This window comes from Geodermatophilus sp. SYSU D00700 (genome assembly GCF_054050255.1).
Genome location: NZ_JBJGZA010000037.1, coordinates 25257 through 45854, shown reverse-complemented (window position 1 = coordinate 45854; position 20598 = coordinate 25257). Strand labels below are relative to the sequence as shown.

Genomic DNA, 20598 nt, shown 5'->3' with positions numbered 1-20598 from the left:
CCCCCCCCGCCCGCCCCCCCCCCCCCCCCCCCCCCCCCCCCCCCCCCCCCCCCCCCCCCCCCCCCCCCCCCCCCCCCCCCCCCCCCCCCCCCCCCCCCCCCCCCCGCCCGGCGACCACCGCGGTGACCGGCAGCAGGAAGCCCTCGGTGAACAGCTCGCTGCGGGCCAGCAGCAGCGCGACGAAGCCGATCGAGAAGGCGAGCCCCGCGAGCAGGTGGCTGCCGGTCTCGGCGTACACGGCGACCAGCGCCAGGATCCCGACCGACACCTCCAGCCCTCCGGCGAGGCCGGTCGTGAGCACCTCGCGCCAGGTGCGGTGCAGCCGCTGGGCGCCCTGGCTCACCACCCGGTCGAAGGCGTCGACGAGCTCGTCCTCGGCGGGTGCATCGGTGTCGCCGAGCTGGACGCGGCGCTGGTCGGTCACGGAGCACACCTACCCTCGGCGGCGTGCCGCACTCCGAGCCGGGTGGCGACCCGGGGACCGTGACCCTGCACCTGTGGGGCGTCCCCCGCCGCGCCGTGCCGGGCGCGGTGCTGCGGATGGCCACGCTGCGGCCCGCGCTGGCCCGCACCCCGGGCCTGCGCTTCGCCAAGCTGCTGGGCACCGGCGACGGGCGCACCTTCACCGTCCGCGACGCCGACCCGCGCCGGTGGGGGCTGCTCGCCGTGTGGGACGACGACGCCGCCGCCGACGCCCTCGACGACGGGCCGGTGGGCGCGAGCTGGCGGCGGGTCGCCGACGAGGAGTGGGCGGTGCGGCTCCGCCCCCTGGCCACCCGCGGGCGGTGGTCGGGCCGCGAGCCGTTCGGCAGCCCGCGCCCCCGCCGCTGGGACGGGCCGGTGGCCGCGGTGACCCGGGCCCGGCTGGTGCTGCGCCGGGCCGCGCGGTTCTGGTCGGCGGTGCCGCCGGTGTCGGCCGACCTGCACCGGGCGCCCGGGCTGCGGATGGCCGTCGGGATCGGCGAGGCGCCGCTGGGCCTGCAGGGCACCTTCAGCGTGTGGGACTCCGCCGCGGCGCTCAACGCCTTCGCCTACGACCGCCCCGAGCACGCCGCCGTCGTGGCGCGGACGGCGCAGGAGGGCTGGTACGCCGAGGAGCTGTTCGCCCGGCTGGCGGTGCTCTCCTCCCGGGGCACCGTCGACGGCGCCGACCCGCTGGCTCAGCCCGCGGCGGGCTGACCCAGCCGCGCCACCAGGTGGATCTCCTCCCGGTCGTCACCGGGGGCCAGCCGGATCGCGCCGGGCATCCGGCCGAACTCGCGGTAGCCGAACTGCTCGTAGAACCGTTCGAGGCCGGAGCCGCCGCGCACGGTCAGGTGCAGCATCTCCAGGCCGCTGTCGCGGGCGACCTCGTGGATGCCCGACAGCAGCACCCGGCCCAGGCCCCGGCCCTGCAGGCGGGGGTGCACCTGCACCCGCAGCACGGTGGCCCAGTGCCGGCGCAGCGGGCTGACCGACAGCGACAGCACGGCGAACCCGCCGAGCTCGCCGTCGACCCGCAGCACCACCAGGCGCTCGCGGCCCAGGGCGACCCGCGCGACGACGGCGTCGAGCACCGGCGCGACGTCGTCCCGGGTGACCGGCGGGACGAAACCGACCGCGCCGCCGGCGTTGGTGACGTCGGTCCAGCAGGCCAGCAGCTCCTCGTGCAGCCGCGGGTCGACGGCGTCGACGGCGGTCACGACGGCGGAGGACACGCTCCGATCATCGCCCCCGGCGCCGTGCGGACGGGCGTCGCCCCTGGACCGCGTACCCCCATGGGGGAAGGCTCGGCGCCATGAGCGACGCACCCGGTCCCGTGCCCGTCCCCCGTCCGGTGGACGACGAGCTGCGCGTCCCGTTCTGGATCGTGCTGGCCGGGGTGGGCGCGGGCGCGTTCTGGGCCCTCGCCGGCGTGGCGCTGGGCTCCTGGCTGCGCGGCCGCCGTCAGTGACGCCCGGTCCGGCTCAGGGGAGGCCGTCGCCGCTGGGGCCGAACCGCTCCACCCGGACGTCGGCGGCGGCCACGCCCAGCCCGACGAGCAGCTGGCTGGCCGCCTCGGCGAACGGGGTGGACCCGCACACGTAGGCGGTCTGGCCCGGCTCCCACAGCGGCACCAGGTCCGCGGCGGCCAGCCGGCCGGCCGGGCGGATCCCCGAGCGCTCGCGGGTGGTGACCACCAGCGCGCCGGCCGCGCGCAGCTCGTCGGCGTAGGGCAGCTCGGCGGCCGTGCGGGTGGAGACGGCGATCCGCAGCAGGTCCTCGCGGCCGAGCTCGCGGGCGGTGCGCAGCATGGACACGAACGGCACCACCCCGGTGCCCCCGCCCACGAGCAGCGCCGGCGCGTCCCCGGTCCAGACGAACCAGCCGCCGATCGGGCCGCGGACCTCCAGCCGGTCGCCGGGCTCGACGACGTCGGCCAGGTAGGTGGACACCTCGCCGTCGTCGAGGCGCTCGACGAGCAGTTCGACCAGCGGGTCGCCCGGCGCGGAGGCCACCGAGTAGGACCGCTGGGCGCGGTACCCGTCCTCGGCGGTCAGCCGGACGACGTAGTGCTGGCCGGCGAGGTGGTCGGGCCGGTCGGGCACCTCCAGCCGCAGCCGGAGGGTGCGCGGGGTCGGGCGGTCGACCTCCCGCACCGTCGCCTCCCGCCAGCCCCCGACGGGCGCGGGCCGCCGCACGTCAGGTGAGGCATCTGGTGGCCCCGCTGCAGGGTCCCGCCGCGAGCCTGCGAGCGGTGGGGGGCAGCGGGGTCCTTCGTCAGTCACCCTGGTAGCGCTGTTCGCGCCAGGGGTCGCCGCGGTCGTGGTAGCCGTTCTGCTCCCAGAAACCGGGCTGGTCGCGCTGCAGCAGGGTCAGCCGGGTGACCCACTTGGCGCTCTTCCAGAAGTAGAGGTGCGGCACGAGCAGCCGCACCGGGCCGCCGTGCTCCACCGGCAGCGGCTGCCCGTCGAACTCCCACACCAGCCACGCCTTGCCGCCGGTGACGTCCTCGAGCGGCAGGTTGGTGGTGTAGCCGGTCTTGGAGGTGGCGACGACGAAGTGCGCCTCGGCAGTCGGCCGGGCGGCCTCGAGCAGGGTGTCCACGCTGACACCGGCGAAGTGGGTGTCGAACTTCGACCACGTCGTCACGCAGTGGATGTCGCCGCGGTACTCCGACGGCGGCAGCCGGTGCACCTCGTCCCACGTCCACGTCGTCGGGTTCTCGACGCGGCCGTCGACGGTGACGCTCCACGTCTCCGGCGCGATGCGCGGCGTGGGCTCGGCGGTCAGCACCGGCCAGTCGCGGCCGACGTCGTACTGGCCGGGCGGCAGCCGGGGATCCCGCTCCCGTCGGCGGCCGAGGAAGCCCCGGGTCGGTCCTGCCACACGTCCTCCTCCGGTCGGTGCTGCTGCCGGAACGCTGCCACGTCCGGCGGGCGGCCCTCAACGTCCTGACCTGGGTTGAGGGTTCCCTTACATGAGCCGTGTCACTGTGTGTTCACGTGGCCGTCAAGGGGTTAGGGAGCCTAACTTTGGTGCTGTGGTGACGGTGACGCAGTCGGGCCAACGCAGGACCCCGAAGGTCGCGAAGACCAGCTCGGTCGCGAAGAAGGCCGTGATGGCCGTCAGCGGCATCATCCTGGTCCTCTACCTGGTCGCGCACATGGTCGGGAACCTGAAGCTCTTCGCCGGCGCGGAGACCTTCAACGGGTACTCCGAGTGGATCCGCCGCATCGGTGAGCCGGCCGTCCCGGGACAGACCGTCCTGTGGATCATCCGGGTCGTCCTGCTGGTGGCCGTCGTCGCGCACATCTGGGCCGCGATCTCCCTGTGGCGCCAGGCCAAGCGCGCCCGTCCGACGCAGTACGTGGCCCGCAAGGCGGTGGCCCAGAGCTACGCCTCGCGCACGATGCGCTGGGGCGGCGTCATCCTCGGCCTGTTCATCGTCTACCACGTCCTCGACCTCACGCTGGGGGTCGCCAACCCCGAGGGGCCGGACTCCACGCCCTACGAGAGGGCGATCGCCGGGTTCTCCAACCCGATCGTGACCCTGGTCTACGTCGTCGCGCTGCTGGCCCTGGGCTTCCACCTCCGGCACGGCATCTGGAGCGCGACCCAGACCCTGGGGCAGAGCAACAGGACGCGCGAGCGGACGGTCAACGCGTTCGCCACCGTCTTCGCCGTCGTGCTCACGGTGGGCTTCCTGATCCCGCCGCTGAGCGTCCTCGTCGGCATCATCGAGTAGGAGCACGCGTCATGGCCCTCGAACTGTTCACCGTCGGTGACCCGATCGCCGACACCAAGGCCCCCCGCGACGTCCCGATCAGCGAGCGCTGGAGCGAGCGCCGGTTCCGCGCGAAGCTGGTCAACCCGGCCAACCGCCGCAAGCTGAGCATCATCGTCGTCGGCACCGGGCTGGCCGGTGGCGCGGCGGCCGCCACGCTCGGCGAGGCCGGCTACCGGGTGAAGTCCTTCTGGTACCAGGACAGCCCGCGCCGGGCGCACAGCGTCGCCGCGCAGGGCGGCATCAACGCCGCCAAGAACTACCGCAACGACGGCGACTCGGTGCACCGGCTGTTCTACGACACCGTCAAGGGCGGCGACTTCCGCGCCCGCGAGGACAACGTGCACCGGCTGGCCGAGGTCAGCGTCAACATCATCGACCAGTGCGTCGCGCAGGGCGTCCCGTTCGCCCGCGAGTACGGCGGCCTGCTCGACAACCGCTCCTTCGGTGGCACCCAGGTGTCGCGGACGTTCTACGCCCGCGGCCAGACGGGCCAGCAGTTGCTCTACGGCGCCTACCAGGCCCTCGAGCGGCAGATGGCGGCCGGCACCGTCGAGCAGCACGCGCGCACCGAGATGCTCGACCTGATCGTCGTCGACGGCCGGGCCCGCGGCATCGTCGCCCGGAACCTGATCACCGGCGAGATCAGCACCCACTTCGCCGACGCCGTCGTGCTCGCCACCGGCGGGTACAGCAACGTCTTCTACCTGTCGACCAACGCCAAGGGCTCCAACGCCACGGCGATCTGGCGGGCGCACAAGCGCGGCGCGCTGTTCGCCAACCCCTGCTACACGCAGATCCACCCGACCTGCATCCCGGTGCACGGCGAGTACCAGTCGAAGCTCACGCTGATGAGCGAGTCGCTGCGCAACGACGGCCGGGTGTGGGTGCCCAAGGAGCGCGGCGACACCCGCGACCCGCGGCAGATCCCCGAGGACGAGCGCGACTACTACCTCGAGCGGATCTACCCCTCGTTCGGCAACCTGGTCCCCCGCGACATCGCCTCGCGGCAGGCCAAGAACGTCTGCGACGAGGGCCGCGGCGTCGGCCCCAGCGGCCTGGGCGTGTACCTCGACTTCGCGGAGGCCATGCAGCGGCTGGGCCGGCCGGCCATCGAGGCCAAGTACGGCAACCTCTTCGACATGTACGCCCAGATCACGGGCGAGGACCCCTACGAGGTCCCGATGCGGATCTACCCGGCGGTCCACTACACGATGGGCGGCCTGTGGGTCGACTACGACCTGCAGTCGACGATCCCCGGCCTGTTCGTGATCGGCGAGGCGAACTTCTCCGACCACGGCGCCAACCGGCTCGGCGCCAGCGCCCTCATGCAGGGCCTGGCCGACGGCTACTTCGTCCTGCCGAACACGATCAACGACTACCTGGCCTCCGGTCCCTTCGGCGCGGTCGACCCGGCTCACCCGGCCGCCGTCGAGGCGCTCGAGGGGGTGCGGGCGCAGACCGATCGGCTGCTGTCGATCAACGGCACCCGGACCACCGCCTCGTTCCACCGCGAGCTCGGCCGGCTGATGTTCGACCTGTGCGGCATGGAGCGCTCGGAGGAGAGCCTGCGCAAGGCCCTCGACCGGATCCCGGAGATCCGGCAGGAGTTCTGGACGAACGTGCGGGTGCCCGGTGAGGCCGGGCGGTTCAACCAGAGCCTCGAGCACGCCGGCCGCGTCGCCGACTTCATCGAGCTCGCCGAGCTCATGTGCGTCGACGCCCTGCACCGCAACGAGAGCTGCGGTGGGCACTTCCGGGCGGAGAGCCAGACCCCCGACGGGGAGGCCCTGCGCGACGACGACAACTTCGCCTACGTCGCGGCCTGGGAGTGGACGCCGGAGGGTGTCCCGCCCGTCCTGCACAAGGAAGACCTCGAGTTCGACTACGTCCACCTCGCCCAGCGGAGCTACAAGTAGATGAACCTCAAGCTGCGTGTCTGGCGCCAGCGGAGCGCGGCAGAGAAGGGGAAGATGGTGACCTACGAGGTCACCGACGTCTCCCCGGACATGTCGTTCCTGGAGATGCTCGACGTCCTCAACGAGCAGCTCATCCTCAACGGTGAGGACCCGGTCTCCTTCGACCACGACTGCCGCGAGGGCATCTGCGGCTCGTGCGGCGTCATGATCAACGGCCGCGCCCACGGCAACGGGCTGTTCGAGGAGCACCCGCAGACGACCACCTGCCAGCTGCACATGCGGTCGTTCAAGGACGGCGACACGATCGACGTCGAGCCGTGGCGGGCGACGGCCTTCCCGGTCATCAAGGACCTCGCCGTCGACCGGTCGGCCCTGGACCGGATCATCCAGTCGGGCGGCTACATCAGCGCCCCGACCGGGACCGCCCCCGAGGCGCACTCGATCCTGGTGGCCAAGAAGGACTCCGACGCCGCGTTCGACGCCGCCACCTGCATCGGCTGCGGCGCCTGCGTGGCGGCCTGCCCGAACGCCTCGTCGATGCTGTTCACGGCCGCGAAGGTCACCCACCTCGGCCTGATGCCCCAGGGGCAGCCCGAGCGCAACGACCGCGTGGTCAACATGGTCCACCAGCAGGACCTCGAGGGCTTCGGCGGCTGCACCAACATCGGTGAGTGCTCGGCCAGCTGCCCGAAGGGCATCTCGATGGAGACCATCTCCCGGCTCAACCACGACCTCCTCGGCGCGCTGCGCGCCGGTGCGCGGCCGAAGAGCTAGGACCAGCGCCGCCGACGGGCGGGGACTCCTCCGGGGGTCCCCGCCCGTCGCCGTTCACGGGGGGGCTCAGGCAAAGGAAGCTATCCGCACGTCTGGAGCGCCAGGACGAGCGGATAGCTTCCTATGCCTCGCCCCTGGCAGTGGCGCCGTGTCGGTTCGACGGGCAAACTGACTCGGGTGAGCACCGCCCCGTACGACCTCACCGCCCTACCCGGCCGCCCGTGCACCATCGCCGCCGCCCTCGAGCTGGTGGGCGAGCGGTGGTCGCTGCTCGTCGTCCGGGAGGTGTCGCTGGGCAACCACCGCTTCAGCGACATCGCCCGCGGCACGGGCGCTCCCCGCGACCGGCTGACCGCGCGGCTCAACGCCCTGGTGGCCGCGGGCGTGCTCGAGCGCCGGCAGTACAGCGACGCGCCGCCCCGCTCGGGCTACCACCTGACCGCGTCCGGCCGTGACCTGCTGCCGGTGCTGCAGGCGCTGCTGCAGTGGGGCGACCGGTGGGCCGCCGAGGAGCCGCCGGTCCGCCTCGAGCACGCCCCGGAGGGGCACGAGGAGCACCAGGTCGACGCCGAGTGGGTGTGCCGCACCTGCGGGGAGCCGGTCAACCGCTCGCGGGTCGAGCGGGTGCTGACCCCGGCCGGGCGGGCGCTGTCGGGACTGCCCGCCGAGGAGACGCATGAGCACTGAGACCGACCCGGTGACCGGCACCCCGGCCGGGTGGGGCGAGCCGCGGTCCCGGACGGTCACCTGGTTCGACCCGATGGTCACCGCGGCCGGCGGCCGGGAGCGGTCGGGCCTGCAGACCCTGGAGGCCGTGCGCGACGGCGTGCTGCCGCCCCCGCCGATCGCGCAGCTGCTGCAGATGGACCTGACCACCGTCGAGGAGGGCCGGGTCGAGTTCACCTGCGCCGTGGACGAGTCGGTCTACAACCCCATCGGCGTCGTGCACGGCGGGCTGGTCTGCACGCTGCTGGACTCCGTCGCCGGCTGCGCGGTGCACACCACCCTGCCCCACGGCGTCGGCTACACGTCGATCGAGCTCAAGGTCACCTACCTGCGGGCGGTGACCCAGGCCAGCGGGCGGCTGACCGCCGTCGGCACGGTGGTCAAACCGGGACGGCGGGTCGCCTTCGCGGAGGGGCAGGTGCTCGACGCCGCCGGCAAGACCGTGGCGACGGCGTCGAGCTCGCTGCTGGTCTTCCCGCTGGCCGCCTGAGCGCCGGTCAGTCGCTGCCCCGGATCCCGTCGACGACGAGCTCGGGCACGACGTAGGGCTCCCCCGGCACCTCCTTCTCCGGGAAGTCGAAGACGGCCAGCATCATCTGCACCGGGTAGTCGGGGGTCACCGCCACCTCGCGCACGCGCTGCCCGTCCACGGAGAACACCGCGCCGTCGGGCCGCCAGTCCACGGCGTAGACGTGCCAGTCGGCGACGTCGATGCCGGGCCGGGGCGCGGCGAAGTCCTCGACCAGCCGCGGGTCCCGGAACGGGTGGGTGCCCATCCCGACCGCGGCGCCGTCCGCCGGGTCGACGGCGTCGCCGAAGACCTCCGCCACGCAGATCTCGCCGGAGCGCTCGGGCCGGTCCTCCAGGCCGACGGTCCACCAGGCCACCATCGACCGCGGCGTCACGGTGGCGCGGGCCCGCATCTCGAGCAGGCCGTAGCGCGGCGTCCAGCCCCAGTGCGCGGGCTGCTCCTCCCGGACGACGGCGCCCGGCCGCACCGGCTGCTGCCCCACGGTGCTGCCGACCGGACCGGAGAAGACGCCGGACTGGACGCCCGAGACCCGCAGCGGCGGGTGGTCCCCCGGGCACCACAGCGGCGCGTCGTCGGGCAGGTACAGCCGCAGGCAGGAGTCGTGGACCTCGTAGCAGGCCGCCGTCGCCGCACGCGAGCTCCACTGCGGCAGGTAGTGCGGCACCCAGACGTCGCGGTCGAGGTCGTCGCCGTCGAAGTCGTCCCGGAAGGGCGTCCCGGTCACCGGCTCTGCAGCGCGTCCAGGGCCACGGCCATCGACGCGGCGACCCGGAAGTCCAGCCGCGGGTCGGGGACGAAGACGTCGTAGCGGTCGCGGATCGCCTTGCGCCGCTCGACGACCAGCACGGGCTGCCCGGTGGCGGTGTCGACGAAGTCGAAGTGGAAGACGAAGGGCACCCAGACGTCGCCGAGGAACGGGATGAAGTCCCACACCCGCCGCAGGATCGCAAGGAACGGCCGGCGCTCCCGGCCGACGGCCTCCAGGCCGGGGGCCGAGAGGGTCCAGGTCGAGCGGAGCAGGCTCGCGCCGAAGCGCTTGCTGAAGGTGCCGAGGACGCGGCCGCCCTCGTCGAACACGTCGTGCTGGGCGTGCACGTCGAGCCGCTGGCGGGCGCGGAAGGCGAAGACCGGGCGGGTGCGGGCCTCGTCGGCGGTGAAGACCACCTCCTCCTTGAGCTTGAGCCGCTTCTGCTGGGCCAGGGCGAGCAGCGGGCCCTCGCTGCCGTCGGGCTGCACACCGCGGACCTCGTAGCGGTTGACCATCACGGTGATCCGCTGACGGACGGTGAAGCGCGGCACCACCATCGGCGCAGGGGGTTGCTGGGCGTACGGCACGGTCACGGTGCACCTCCGGGATCCGGGTGGGTCTCCATCGTGGCCACCCCGTCCAGGGACGTGCGGTGCACGACCGGGTTGCGCGGCAGAATCTCGTTCTCACCCAGCGGGTGCACAACCGCTGTGCCAGTCTCGGGCCGGGTGGAGCGGGTCCGCCCGGGGAGCGCGGAGGTCGGTCGTGTCGCAGGAGTCCCGTCGGGTGGGTGTCGCGGTGGTCGGACTCGGGGGTGCGGTCGCGACGACCGCGGTCGCGGGTCTGGAGCTGCTGCGGACCGGGGTGGCCGGCTCCGACGGCCTGCCGCTGGCCGGCCTGCAGGTGGCCGGCGGCCCGGTGGAGGAGACGACGGGCCTGGCCGGGTACGAGTCGCTGGTCGTGCGCGGCTGGGACCTCGACGGCTCCGACCTGCGCAAGGCCGCCGAGCAGCACGGGGTCCTCGACGCCCGGCAGCTCGAGGAGGCCGGCCCGGCGCTCTCGGCGCTGACGCCCTGGCCCGCGGCCGGCGACGCCGACTTCTGCCGCAACGTCACCGGCGGCAACGTGGTGCTGGCCGAGACCCGCCGCGCCCAGGTCGACGCCGTCCGCGAGGACCTGCGCCGGTTCCGGGAGGAGGAGTCCCTCGACGGGCTGGTGCTGGTCAACCTCGCCTCCACCGAGCGGTGGCCCGACCCGACCGCCCCTGCGCTGCAGACCGTCGAGGCCTTCGAGGCCGGGCTCGACGCCGACAACCGCGCCATCACCCCGGCGATGGTCTACGCCTACGCGGCCATCGCCGAGGGCGTCGGCTACGTCAACTTCACGCCGTCGCTGGCCGCCGACGTCCCGGCGCTGGTCGCCCTCGCCGAGGCCCGGGGCGTCCCGGTCGCCGGCAAGGACGGCAAGACCGGACAGACGATGATGAAGACGGTCCTCGCCCCGGCCTTCCGCGCCCGCTCGCTCACCGTCGAGGGCTGGTACTCGACCAACATCCTCGGCAACCGCGACGGCCTGGCCCTCGACGACCCCGACTCGCTCAACAGCAAGCTGCAGACCAAGGGCAGCGTGCTGGACTCGATCCTGGGCTACCCGGTCGAGGACCACGTGGTCCGCATCGACTACTACCGGCCGCGCGGGGACCAGAAGGAGGCCTGGGACGCCATCGACCTGGTCGGCTTCCTCGGCCAGCGCATGCAGGTCAAGGTCGACTTCCAGTGCCGCGACTCCATCCTCGCCGCCCCGCTGGCCCTCGAGCTCGCCCGCCTCACCGACCTCGCGCAGCAGCGCGGCGAGGGCGGGGTGCAGCGGCAGCTGGCGTGGTTCTTCAAGGCGCCGATGACCGCCGGCGGCGACGTCCCCGAGCACGCCTTCCACCGCCAGGAGACCGCCCTGCTCGACTGGCTGGCCGCCGGCGCCGGCTCCCGGTGACCGCGATCGAGGTCCCGGGGACGCTGACCGCGCTCGCCGGCCTCCGGCCGCTGCTGGCCGAGATCGGTGACGCCAAGCGCGTCCGGGTCGCCGGCGCCCCGGGCTCGCTGGCCGAGCAGGCGTTCGCCCGCGCGTGGGCGCGGCTGCTCGCCGGCGAGGACGTCGCGGACGTCGCGTGGTCCGAGACCGCGGCCGCCGTCGCCCGGGCCCGGCTGGCCGGCATCGACGCCGCCGTGCTGACCACCGCCGGGCTGGAGGACGGCGAGGTCCTGGTGGTGCTCCGCCGGGCCTTCGACGAGGTGGCCGGGCCGCTCGACGCGGGCCTGCGCGACCGGCTGCGCGCCGCGCTCGGCCCGCTGCCGTCGCCCGGGTCGGCGCCACCGCTGGCCGCCGCGCTCAACGCCCAGCCGCGGGCCGGGGCGACCGCGCCGGGGAAGCCGCGGATCGTCGTCGAGCCGCCGGAGAGTCACGGCGACCACTGCCTCACCGTCGCCGTCTACGGGGCGCTGGTCGCGCCGGTGGTCGGCGCCGACCCGGTGCCGCCGTTCCTGCTGGGCCTGGCCCACCACCTGCACAACGTCGTCCTGCCCGACGCCGGGTTCGCCGGGGAGGTGCTGCTCGGCGACGCGCTGGAGCGGGTGACGGCCACGCTGGAGGAGCGGGAGCTCGCCGCGCTGCCCGCCGCGCTGGCCGGCCGGGTGCGGGAGGTGCTCGCGCTGCGGCCGGGCGCCGGCGAGCCCGCGGCGCGGGCCTTCCACGCCGCCGACGTCCTCGACCGCGTGCTGCAGGTGCACCACCACGCGCGGGCCGCGGGGTTCACCGCGTCGCAGGCGCTCGACGACCTCGAGCTGGTGCACGCCGGGCCGGTGCAGGCCTACCACCTCGACGTCCTGGCGGCGGCCGGGCTGTGAGCGCACCGGCACCGGCCGTCCCGGTGGTGGACGGGATCCCCTTCGCCCGGGCCGGCCGCGACGACCTGCGCGCCGAGGTCGCCGGGCTGCTCGCCGCCGGCGAGACCGACCGCGCCCGGGTGCTGCTGCTCGCCGACGCCGACGACTGGTGGACCGAGCCGCCGCCTCCGCCCGAGCAGCTCGCGCGGGTGCCGGCGGCGCGCACGCTGCGCGAGGCGATGGACCTGCTCGGCATGGGGCGGGTCGCCGACTACTTCGCCCACCGCTGGTCGGACCCCACCCACCTGGCCGGGCTGGCGCTGCTGCAGGCGCACTGGCCGGGCAGCAGGCCGGTGGTCGACGTCGCCTGCGGGATCGGCGCGCACCTGCGCGAGCTGTCCCGCCGCGGGGTGGCCGACCTGCTCGGCGTCGACGTCGTCTGGGCCAAGCTGTGGCTGGCCAGGCGGTTCGTCTGCCCGTCGGCGCGCTACGTGTGCGCCGACCTGACCGCGGCGCCGGGCCTGCCGGTGGGCTCCCCCGCGTACGTCATGTGCCACGACGCCTTCTACTTCCTCCGCGACAAGCCGGCCGCGGCCGCGGCGATGCGGGCGCTGGCCGGACCGGGCGGCACCGTCGTCGTCGGGCACGCGCACGTGGCCGACCCGCACGGGGCGCCGCTGACGCCGGAGGGGTACGCCGAGGTGCTCGGCACCGGGCTGCTCTACGACGACGACGAGCTGACCCGCGCGTTGCTCGAGGGCCGTCCCCCGCGCCGGGCCGCGCCGGCCGACCTGCACGCCAGCGAGGCGGTCGCGCTGGTGGCCGGGCACCCGCTGGCCCCCGCGCCGGTGGACCTCGGCGAGCCGCTGCCGCCGCTGTTCGTCAACCCGCTCTACCCCGGGGGCGTGCTGACCTGGCCCAGCGAGCGCTACGCCGCCGAGTACGGGCCGCGCTCGTCGTACCTGCCCCCGCGCTGGCCCGACCCGCTGCCCGCAGACGCGGCCCGCCGACGCCTGCTCGTCGACCTCCCGGAGGCGTGGTGAGCCGGCACACCTCCGGTCGAGATCACGCGATCTCGCACCTCCGAGGGGCCCTCCGGCGTCGAGTTCACGTGATCTCGACGGGGAGGGGGACGGCGTGAGCGTCGGTTGGGGCATCGCCGGGTGCGGCTGGGTGGCCCGCGACCACGCGCTGCCCGGCCTGCTCGCCGTCGACGGTGCCCGGGTGGTGGCGCTGCACGACCTCGACCCGGCGGCGACGGCGCGGATGCCGGTCGAAGGCGCCCGGCGGACGACCGACCTGGCCGAGTTCCTCGCCACACCCGGCCTGGACGCGGTGTACGTGGCGGTGCCCAACGCGGGGCACCGGCCGCTGGTCGAGGCGGCCGCCGCGGCCGGGAAGGCGGTGCTGTGCGAGAAGCCGCTGGCCGCCGACGCCGGCGACGCGCAGGCGCTGGTCGACGCGTGCGCGCGGGCCGGCGTGCTGCTGGGCACCGCCTACGACCAGCGCTGGCACCCCGCCCACGTGCGGTTGCGCGAGCTGGTGCCCGAGCTGGGCACGGTGACCGCCGTCCGGATCGTCTACTGCTGCTGGCTGCCCGGGGACTGGACGCCCGACGGCCGGCCGCACGACAACTGGCGCGTGGACCCGGCCCGCGCCGGCGGCGGCGCGGCGATCGACCTCGCTCCGCACGGCCTCGACCTGGTCGGCACGCTGCTGGGCGAGGACGTCACCCGGCTGTCGGCGCTGCTGCAGACCCGGGTGCACGACTACGGCGTCGACGACGGCGCGCTGCTCACCGGCGCCACCGACGGCGGCGTGCTGGTCGGCCTGCACGTCGCGTTCAACACCCCCGACGCGTTCCCCCGCCGCCGCCTCGAGGTGGTCGGCACGCGGGCCATGGCGGTCGCCGTCGACACGATGGGGCAGACGGCGGGAGGCTCGCTGACGCTGTACCGACCCGACCCGGTGGACGTGCCGTTCGCCGACACCCCGCCGTTCCAGGCGCAGTTCGCCGCCTTCACCGCCGCGGTCGCGGGCCGCGCACGGTGGCCGTACGACCCCGCCCGCGACCTCGCCCTGCACCGCCTGCTCCTCACCGCTCTCGACGGAGGCACCCCGTGAGCTCGCCCGACGTGCCCGGCGCCATCGACCGGGCCACCGACCCCGCCGCCGACCTCACTGCTGACGGCACTGGCGCGCGGCACGTGGCCAGTCAGGTCGACACCAACCCCTACCGCGGCCTGCTGCCCGACCTGCCCGCCTACGCGTGCACCAACTGCGGGCACTGGCAGCGCTGGCCCGCCCCGGGACCGTCCGTCTGCCCGGTGTGCGCCGACGTCCGCAACGCGCTGCCCGAGCACGGGTTCGAGTTCGTCACCGAGAAGCAGGCCGACGAGCTGGTCACCGGCTTCTGGCGGCCGGCCCCGGTCGACGGCGTCACCGAGTTCGGCACCGAGCCGCGCTTCGGCCTCGACAGCCGCGGCTGGGTGATCGAGACCGACATCGGGCTGGTCGGCTTCGAGTGCGCACCCTGGTACACCGCCCCCATGCTCGCCGAGCTGCGCCGGATGGCCGACGAGAAGGGCGGCTTCCCGGTGCTGGCCTCCAGCCACGTGCACGGCTACGGCGCGCTGTGGCAGCTGCAGCAGGAGCTCGAGCCCCGGGTCGTCTGCGTCAACGTGCACGACCTGGTGTGGACCAAGGCCTTCCGGGTCACCTGGCCGGCCGACGACGTCCTCACCCTGGCCCCCGGCCTCACCCTGCACCGCACCGGCGGGCACTTCCCCGGGCACTCGGTGCTGCACGACGACCGCCGCGGGATCCTGTTCTGCGGCGACTCGCTCAAGGTCGACCTCTCCCCCGACGGCGACCCGGTCGCGCTGTCGGCGCACAAGGCATTCCACGCGCAGATCCCGCTGTCCCACGGCGAGCTGCGCGAGATGCTCGCCGTCGTCGCGGAGCTGGACTTCGAGGTCGTCGCGACGCCGTTCGAGATGGTCGCCGGCGTCACCACCGACACCGTCGTCCACCTGGTGCAGCGGCTGCTGTCGGGGCCGCCGGACGCCGCTCCCGTGCCGCTGGAGGAGCTGTGACCACCGTCGAGGTCACGCCGTCGCAGCGGTACCGCGACTCGTTCCCCACGCCGGTCGAGGACTTCGCCATCGAGGGCATCGACGTGCTCGACGTGCCGCTGCACTCGGCCGTCCTGCCGCCGACGCCCGCGCACCCCGGCGGCAGCGGGCTGGGCTACGGCGCCACCCGCGAGGAGGCCCGCACCGGCGCGATGGGCGAGATGGCCGAGATGGCGCTGTCGCTGCGGGCGCACCGTGGGGTCCCCCGCGAGGAGGGCTCCTATGCGGAGGTGACCCGCCGGCACGGCCGCGACCGGGTGGCCGACCCGCGCACCCTCTGCCTGGAGGCGGGCAGCCCGTACGACGACGACCGGCCGCTGCAGTGGCTGCCGATGACCCGGCTGCGCGACGGCGAGGCGGTGCTGGTGCCGGCCGAGCTGGTCGCCTCCGCGCCCGACGACCTGCCGGGCACACCGCCGCCGGGCGGGTGGCTGACCACGGTCATCACCAACGGGCAGGGCGCGGCGTTCGACGCCGACCGGGCGGTGACCCACGCGCTGCTGGAGGTGCTGCAGCGCGACGGCAACGCCACGGCGTTCCGGGCGATGGACCGCGGCGTCGTCGTCGACCTCGACGGGCTCACCGACTCCGACGCACTGGCGCTGCTCGACCGGCTCGACGCCGCGGGCATCGACGTGGTGGTGAAGCTCGCGGCGACGGAGTTCGGCGTCGTCGACGTCTACGCCGTGGGCTGCTCGCGGGACGGGTCGGAGCCGGTGCCGGTGATGGCGACGGCGTGCGGGGAGGCCGCGCACCCCGACCGCGACACCGCCGTCCGCAAGGCGCTGCACGAGTTCGCCTCGGCGCGCAGCCGGAAGGCGTTCATGCACGGGCCCTTCGACGTCGTCCTGCCGGCGACGCCGCCGGGCTACCTGGAGCACTGGCGCGGCGGGCACCCGCCGGAGCGGCTGGTCGAGGAGGACCGCGCGCTGGAGGCGATGCTCGCGTGGACGCGGATGGGCACGGCCGCGCTGGTCGACCTGCTGCAGGACACCGTGCTCTCCCGCCGCTCCACGGTGGCGCTGGCCGACCTGCCCACGTGGTCCGGGGACGACCTGCACGCGCGGGTCACCGGCGCGGTGCAGGCCGCCGGCCACGACGTGCTGGTCGAGCTGCAGCCCTCGGAGGGTGACGCGGTCGCGGCGAAGGTGCTGGTGCCCGGCCTGGAGGTGGAGACGATGTCCTACGGCCGGATCGGCGAGCGCGGCGTGCGCCGGCTGCTCGAGGCCGACGAGGGGCTGGCCGCCGTGGGCGCCGACCCCGGCGGCTGGGCGCGGGTGCACCTGACCGCCGAGGCGGAGGAGCGCCTGGGCGGGCCGGCCTGGTTCGACCGCGCCGGCGCCGACCGCCGGGTGGGGGCGCTGTACGCGCTGTACCGGGAGCCGGGCCGGCACGTGGTCGCGGAGGTCCTGGCGCAGTGAGCCTGCGGTACGCGTACAACACCAACGGGCTGACCTCGCACCGGCTGTCGGACGCGCTGCCCTTCCTCGCCGACTGCGGCTACGCCGGGGTGGCGCTCACCCTCGACGTCGTCCACCTCGACCCGTTCGCCCCGGACGCGTTCGCCCAGGCAGCGGCGGTGCGGGCCCGCTGCGACGAGCTCGGGCTGGGCGTGGTGGTGGAGACCGGCGCCCGGTTCCTGCTCGACCCGCGGGCCAAGCACGAGCCGACGCTGGTCACCGCCTCCGCCGAGGGGCGGGTGCGGCGGCTGGCCTACCTGCGCCTGGCCTGCGACCTGGCGGAGGTGCTGGGCGCGGAGGCGGTCAGCTTCTGGGCGGGCGTGCCGAAGCCGGGCGTGGACCGCGACGCCGCGTGGGGCTGGCTGGTCGACGGCGTCCGGGCGCTGATCGACAGCCACGGCGGCCGCTCCTACGCCCTCGCGGTCGAGCCCGAGCCGGGGATGCTGGTCGAGGACTGCGACGGCTGGGCCCGGCTGGCCGCCGAGACGCCGGGGATCGCGCTGGCGCTCGACACCGGGCACTGCGTCGTCGCCGGGGCGTACGCGCCGGACGAGGCGGTGACCCGGTTCGCGCCGCACCTGGGCACGGTCGCCGTCGAGGGGATGCGCCGCGGGGTGCACGACCACCTACCGCTCGACGAGGGTGACGTCGACCTGCCCGCGGTGCTGCGGGCGCTGCGGCAGGCCTCGTTCGGCCGGCTGGTGACGCTGGAGCTCTCCCGCGACGGGCACCGCGCGCACGAGATGGTGCCCCGCTCGATCGAGACGCTGAGGAAGGCCGAGTCGCAGGGGGAGATCGCCGCGTGAGGGTCTGCTTCGTCAGCCGCCGCTACTGGCCGGCGGTGAGCGGGATGAGCGTCTACGCCGAGAACCTGCTGCGCGAACTGGTCGCGCTCGGCCACGAGGTGGTGCTGGTCAGCCAGTACCGCGACGACGAGGCCGGCACCCGCGTGTACGGCGGCGGCCCGCCCCCACCGGACCGCGTGCCGGCCGGCGTCGAGGTGCACGCGCTGCCCAGCCGCGGCGAGACCGTCGTCCCGGCGGACTGGGAGGGCGACGTCGCCGAGATCGTGCGCACCGTCGTCGGCCTGCACCGCGAGCGGCCGTTCGACGTGCTGCACGCCCAGTACGGCTACCCACCGGGGCTGGCCGTGCTGGCCGCTGCCCGCGAGACCGGGTTGCCCGCGGTGGTGAGCATCCAGGGCGGCGACGGCCACTGGGTGGGCACCTGCTGCACCACCCACGCGCACGCGATGCGCGCCGTCGTCGACGCGTCGGACGCGGTGCTCATCGGCAGCGCCAGCTTCCGCGACGAGGTGGTCGGCAACCTCGGCTCGGACCCCGCGCGCTTCACGATCGTCCCGGGGGCCACCGACACCCGCCGGTTCACCCCGGCCGAGCGCCCGCTCGGCGCACTGCAGGACCCGCCCGTCCTGCTCTTCCACGGCCGCGTCGACCGCCGCAAGGGCGTGCTCGACCTGCTCGAGGCGCTGCCCGACGGCGTCCGGCTGGTCGTCTCCGGCATCGGCCCGGACCTCGACGAGGCGCGCGCCCGTGCCGACGAACGGACCACCTTCCTCGGCTACGTGCCGCCCGACGAGGCGCCCGCGGTGTACCGCCGCGCCGACGTCTTCGTCAGCCCCACCTACAGCGAGGGGTTCTCCAACACGCTGCTCGAGGCGATGGCCAGCGGGCTGCCCACGGTCAGCACCGATAGCGTCGGTGTCGTCGACTGCCTGCGGCACGAGGAGAACGGGCTGCTGCACGCCCCCGGCGACGTCGCCGGGCTGCGGTCGGCACTGGACCGGCTGCTCGCCGACGGCGACCTGCGGACCCGGCTGGCGACGACGGCGCTGGAGGAGGTGCGCCGGCTCTACTCCTGGCCGGTGCTGGCCCGCTCGGTCGACGACGTGTACCGCTCCGTCGCCGGGACGACGCCGTCCGCGGACTGGACGATGCCGCCGACGGTCGACCTCTCCTGCCGGTTCCGCTCCGCGGCGCACCTGCTGTGAGGGTCACCGCCGTCAGCCCGCACCTCGACGACGCCGCGTTCTCCGTGGGGGCCACGCTGGCCGCGCTGGCCGACGCCGGGCACGAGGTCACCGTGGTCACCTGCTTCACCCGCAGCGTGCCCGGACCGACCGGCTTCGCGCTCGCCTGCCAGCTGGACAAGGGGCTGCCGGCCGACGCCGACTACATGGCGCTGCGGCGCGACGAGGACGCCGCCGCGATGGCCGTGCTCGGCGCGGCGCCGCTGCACCTGGACCTGCCCGAGGCGCCGCACCGCGGGTACGGGAGCGCCGCGGAGCTGTTCGCCGGGGTCCACGCCGGCGACGACGTGTGGCGGACCGTGCGCGACCTGCTGGAGGCCGTACCCGGGGACCTGTGGCTGGCCCCGCAGGCGCTGGGCGGGCACGTCGACCACCGGCAGGTGCTGCGGGCGGTCGCCGACACCGGCCGTCCGGTGCTGTGGTGGCGCGACTCGCCGTACGTGCTGCGCGACCCGGACGCGCGGCCCGGGCCGGACCTGCCCGCCGGGCTGGCTCCGCTCGAGCTGCCGCAGGACCCGGACCGCCGCGCCGACGCGTGCGCCTGCTACGCCACCCAGCTCGGCTTCCAGTTCGGCGGCGTCGAGGCGATGCGCGCGGCGCTGGCCGGGCTGCCCGAGGTGCTGCTGGCCGACGCCCCCGCCCGGCGGCTGGCCGGGGGCGTGGTGACCCGAGCGCAGTAGTGCTCTGCCCCCGATGCGGACCAGAGCGCAACTGTCCGCAGGGGAACGGCCCCGCCCTCCTTCGTGCTCTACCCCCGATACGGAGCAGAGCACGACCGTGCTCAGGAGAACCGCTGCTGCAGGTGGACCGAGACCTGCTGACCGGCCGCGTCCTTGCCGATCGCCTGGCAGATCGCCTTCCGCAGCGGCAGCCAGTGCGGCCCCTCCCCCGACGGCATGCAGGTCGCGGTGAAGGCGTGCCCGTCGATCGTGCCGCCCGCCTCCACCGCCCGGCGGGTCCCGAACAGCTCGGCCGAGCCGGGAACGGTGAGGTAGGTGGCGGAGGCGCCGTCCTTCTCGAGGGGCGCGGTGAACGTGGCGTCGAGGGGATCCATGCCGCTCCCACCCCCGGAGCGGCCGGGAGTCATCGGTGGCGGCTCAGGCCGCGTCGGCCTCGTCCACTGTCGGGGTGCGGCGGCGTCGCCGGCAGGTGCCGTGCCGCGCGCAACACGCCGTTCACGTCGCCCGTCCCAGGCGTCGGAAGACCCCGTCCGGAGGGCGACCGGTGAGGACTTGCCCGGCGGCCCGTCCGGCTGCCACCGTTCGGGCAGCGGGGGCCCGATGCGCAGGGCAGGAGGGGCCATGACCGACGAGCCGGTCGTCGTCTACCACAAGCCGGGGTGTCCCTACTCGACGAAGCTGCGGGCGAAGATGCGGCTCACCCGGCTGCCGCACCGGTCGGTCAGCTTCGCCGACGACCCGCAGGCGGCCGCGGAGGTCCGGGCCCGGCACCCCCAGGGCTGGGAGGTCTCCCCCACCGTCGTCGTCCGCGGGCGGTACCTGACCAACCCGTCGCTGCGCGAGGTCCGCGAGGCCATGCGCTCCTGACGACCCGGTCCGTGGGGTGGGGCACCGATCAGTCCTGCGGCACGGGCCGGTCTCCCCTCGACGGCGACCCGAGGAGGCTGACGTGGACGAGTGGTCCGGCACGGAACTGCAGGCGAGGAGCGCGGTCGACCGACGGGGCGCGTCGTGAGGGCCGCGCGGGTGGCCGCCGCGGCCGGGGCGTCGTTCGTCGCCAGCTCCGCCTGGTACGCCGCATTCGGCTCGCGGCTCTCCCGGCTCGACGAGGCCTACGCCACGCCCGGCCCGTCGCCCGCGGTGGTCGCGCCGGTCGAGCTGGTCCGCACCGGCGTCGTCGCCACGGCGGTGTCGCTGCTCGCCGACCGGCTGCCCGCGTCCGGCCCGCGCGAGGCGCTCGCCCTGGGCGCCGGTCTGTGGACCGCCTTCCCGGTGGTGCTGCTGACCGGGTCGGTGGTCCACGAGAAGGTGCCCTGGGAGCAGGCGGCGATCCACGCCGGCGACTGGCTGGTCAAGCTGCTGCTGGTGTCGTCGATCGTCGGGCGCCGGCCCCGATGAGCAGCCGACGGCCTCCGTCGGTTGGCGCGCAGGTCGCGGGGTAGGGCGGTCG

Annotated in this window: 25 protein-coding genes; 18 read left to right on the top strand and 7 right to left on the bottom strand. The window is 75.0% G+C overall.

The features are described from left to right. On the bottom strand, window positions 1-424 hold a 424-nt coding region (locus ACI79V_RS20190), incomplete at its 3' end, for a formate/nitrite transporter family protein (RefSeq protein ID WP_456892128.1). A 23-nt stretch (window positions 425-447) separates the two neighbouring features. Between ACI79V_RS20190 and ACI79V_RS20185 the strand changes: the two genes are divergently transcribed. Beyond that, window positions 448-1179 (top strand): monooxygenase, encoded by a 732-nt coding sequence (locus ACI79V_RS20185; protein WP_456892126.1) that lies wholly within the window; start codon window positions 448-450, stop codon window positions 1177-1179. Here ACI79V_RS20185 and ACI79V_RS20180 read toward each other — a convergent pair. Then, entirely contained in the window at window positions 1161-1697 is a 537-nt protein-coding gene (locus tag ACI79V_RS20180; RefSeq protein WP_456892124.1) for an N-acetyltransferase family protein, read from the bottom strand. The two genes, ACI79V_RS20185 and ACI79V_RS20180, sit on opposite strands and share 19 nt — an antisense overlap. Window positions 1698-1777: 80 nt before the next feature. Here ACI79V_RS20180 and ACI79V_RS20175 point away from each other — a divergent pair, with 80 nt between their 5' ends. Next, window positions 1778-1933 carry a hypothetical protein gene (locus ACI79V_RS20175; RefSeq protein WP_456877747.1) on the top strand — a complete coding sequence of 52 codons (156 nt, stop codon included), beginning with the start codon at window positions 1778-1780 and terminating at the stop codon, window positions 1931-1933. 13 nt (window positions 1934-1946) lie between these two features. Here ACI79V_RS20175 and ACI79V_RS20170 read toward each other — a convergent pair whose 3' ends face one another. Together ACI79V_RS20170 and ACI79V_RS20165 are read right to left on the bottom strand one after the other, a co-directional pair. Further along, complete coding sequence (locus tag ACI79V_RS20170; RefSeq protein ID WP_456892122.1) at window positions 1947-2618, bottom strand: FAD-binding oxidoreductase; 672 nt, start codon at window positions 2616-2618, stop codon at window positions 1947-1949. 121 nt (window positions 2619-2739) lie between these two features. Next, on the bottom strand, window positions 2740-3348 hold the full coding sequence (locus tag ACI79V_RS20165) for a sulfite oxidase-like oxidoreductase (protein WP_456892120.1): 609 nt from the start codon (window positions 3346-3348) through the stop codon (window positions 2740-2742). Between the two features lie 157 nt (window positions 3349-3505). Here ACI79V_RS20165 and ACI79V_RS20160 point away from each other — a divergent pair, with 157 nt between their 5' ends. From ACI79V_RS20160 to ACI79V_RS20140, 5 genes are all read left to right on the top strand, one after another. Continuing rightward, on the top strand, window positions 3506-4207 hold the full coding sequence (locus ACI79V_RS20160) for a succinate dehydrogenase cytochrome b subunit (protein WP_456892118.1): 702 nt from the start codon (window positions 3506-3508) through the stop codon (window positions 4205-4207). Between the two features lie 11 nt (window positions 4208-4218). After that, window positions 4219-6165 carry a fumarate reductase/succinate dehydrogenase flavoprotein subunit gene (locus tag ACI79V_RS20155; protein ID WP_456892116.1) on the top strand — a complete coding sequence of 649 codons (1947 nt, stop codon included), beginning with the start codon at window positions 4219-4221 and terminating at the stop codon, window positions 6163-6165. After that, on the top strand, window positions 6166-6939 hold the full coding sequence (locus ACI79V_RS20150; RefSeq protein ID WP_456892114.1) for a succinate dehydrogenase/fumarate reductase iron-sulfur subunit: 774 nt from the start codon (window positions 6166-6168) through the stop codon (window positions 6937-6939). It abuts the gene before it with no gap. A 177-nt stretch (window positions 6940-7116) separates the two neighbouring features. Continuing rightward, entirely contained in the window at window positions 7117-7626 is a 510-nt protein-coding gene (locus ACI79V_RS20145; protein WP_456892112.1) for a winged helix-turn-helix transcriptional regulator, read from the top strand. Beyond that, window positions 7616-8155 carry a PaaI family thioesterase gene (locus tag ACI79V_RS20140; protein WP_456892110.1) on the top strand — a complete coding sequence of 180 codons (540 nt, stop codon included), beginning with the start codon at window positions 7616-7618 and terminating at the stop codon, window positions 8153-8155. Before ACI79V_RS20145 ends, ACI79V_RS20140 begins: the two co-directional genes overlap by 11 nt. 7 nt (window positions 8156-8162) lie before the next feature. Here ACI79V_RS20140 and ACI79V_RS20135 read toward each other — a convergent pair whose 3' ends face one another. Both ACI79V_RS20135 and ACI79V_RS20130 read right to left on the bottom strand, forming a co-directional pair. Continuing rightward, entirely contained in the window at window positions 8163-8921 is a 759-nt protein-coding gene (locus ACI79V_RS20135; protein ID WP_456892108.1) for a glycoside hydrolase family 16 protein, read from the bottom strand. Further along, a complete protein-coding gene (locus ACI79V_RS20130) occupies window positions 8918-9538 on the bottom strand; it encodes a hypothetical protein (protein WP_456892106.1) in 621 nt (206 codons plus the stop codon). The genes ACI79V_RS20135 and ACI79V_RS20130 overlap by 4 nt, the downstream gene beginning before the upstream one ends. A gap of 205 nt (window positions 9539-9743) precedes the next feature. Between ACI79V_RS20130 and ACI79V_RS20125 the strand changes: the two genes are divergently transcribed. The 9 genes from ACI79V_RS20125 to ACI79V_RS20085 all read left to right on the top strand — a co-directional run bounded on the left by ACI79V_RS20125 (window position 9744) and on the right by ACI79V_RS20085 (window position 19148). After that, a complete protein-coding gene (locus ACI79V_RS20125; RefSeq protein WP_456892104.1) occupies window positions 9744-10934 on the top strand; it encodes an inositol-3-phosphate synthase in 1191 nt (396 codons plus the stop codon). After that, entirely contained in the window at window positions 10931-11845 is a 915-nt protein-coding gene (locus tag ACI79V_RS20120; RefSeq protein WP_456892102.1) for a hypothetical protein, read from the top strand. Before ACI79V_RS20125 ends, ACI79V_RS20120 begins: the two co-directional genes overlap by 4 nt. A 26-nt stretch (window positions 11846-11871) precedes the next feature. Then, window positions 11872-12867 (top strand): class I SAM-dependent methyltransferase, encoded by a 996-nt coding sequence (locus tag ACI79V_RS20115; protein ID WP_456892100.1) that lies wholly within the window; start codon window positions 11872-11874, stop codon window positions 12865-12867. A 94-nt stretch (window positions 12868-12961) separates the two neighbouring features. After that, complete coding sequence (locus tag ACI79V_RS20110) at window positions 12962-13948, top strand: Gfo/Idh/MocA family protein (RefSeq protein ID WP_456892098.1); 987 nt, start codon at window positions 12962-12964, stop codon at window positions 13946-13948. After that, window positions 13945-14919, top strand: a complete 975-nt coding sequence (locus ACI79V_RS20105; RefSeq protein ID WP_456892096.1) for an MBL fold metallo-hydrolase — start codon at window positions 13945-13947, stop codon at window positions 14917-14919. The genes ACI79V_RS20110 and ACI79V_RS20105 overlap by 4 nt, the downstream gene beginning before the upstream one ends. Continuing rightward, the gene (locus ACI79V_RS20100) at window positions 14916-16379 is read left to right on the top strand and encodes a YcaO-like family protein (protein WP_456892094.1); all 1464 of its coding nucleotides are present in this window, start codon (window positions 14916-14918) and stop codon (window positions 16377-16379) included. The genes ACI79V_RS20105 and ACI79V_RS20100 overlap by 4 nt, the downstream gene beginning before the upstream one ends. Further along, window positions 16376-17224, top strand: a complete 849-nt coding sequence (locus ACI79V_RS20095; protein ID WP_456892092.1) for a sugar phosphate isomerase/epimerase family protein — start codon at window positions 16376-16378, stop codon at window positions 17222-17224. Before ACI79V_RS20100 ends, ACI79V_RS20095 begins: the two co-directional genes overlap by 4 nt. Beyond that, window positions 17221-18429 (top strand): glycosyltransferase family 4 protein, encoded by a 1209-nt coding sequence (locus ACI79V_RS20090; protein WP_456892090.1) that lies wholly within the window; start codon window positions 17221-17223, stop codon window positions 18427-18429. Before ACI79V_RS20095 ends, ACI79V_RS20090 begins: the two co-directional genes overlap by 4 nt. Then, window positions 18426-19148, top strand: a complete 723-nt coding sequence (locus tag ACI79V_RS20085) for a PIG-L deacetylase family protein (RefSeq protein ID WP_456892088.1) — start codon at window positions 18426-18428, stop codon at window positions 19146-19148. Before ACI79V_RS20090 ends, ACI79V_RS20085 begins: the two co-directional genes overlap by 4 nt. 101 nt (window positions 19149-19249) lie before the next feature. On the opposite strand, the gene ACI79V_RS20080 is transcribed toward ACI79V_RS20085, so the two are convergent. After that, entirely contained in the window at window positions 19250-19522 is a 273-nt protein-coding gene (locus tag ACI79V_RS20080) for a DUF1905 domain-containing protein (protein WP_456892086.1), read from the bottom strand. Between the two features lie 247 nt (window positions 19523-19769). Here ACI79V_RS20080 and ACI79V_RS20075 point away from each other — a divergent pair, with 247 nt between their 5' ends. Both ACI79V_RS20075 and ACI79V_RS20070 read left to right on the top strand, forming a co-directional pair. Continuing rightward, window positions 19770-20015, top strand: coding sequence for a glutaredoxin family protein (locus ACI79V_RS20075; RefSeq protein WP_456892084.1), 246 nt, complete (start codon window positions 19770-19772; stop codon window positions 20013-20015). Window positions 20016-20159: 144 nt separating this feature from the next. Beyond that, complete coding sequence (locus tag ACI79V_RS20070) at window positions 20160-20546, top strand: DUF1761 domain-containing protein (RefSeq protein ID WP_456892082.1); 387 nt, start codon at window positions 20160-20162, stop codon at window positions 20544-20546. Window positions 20547-20598 lie beyond the last annotated feature (52 nt).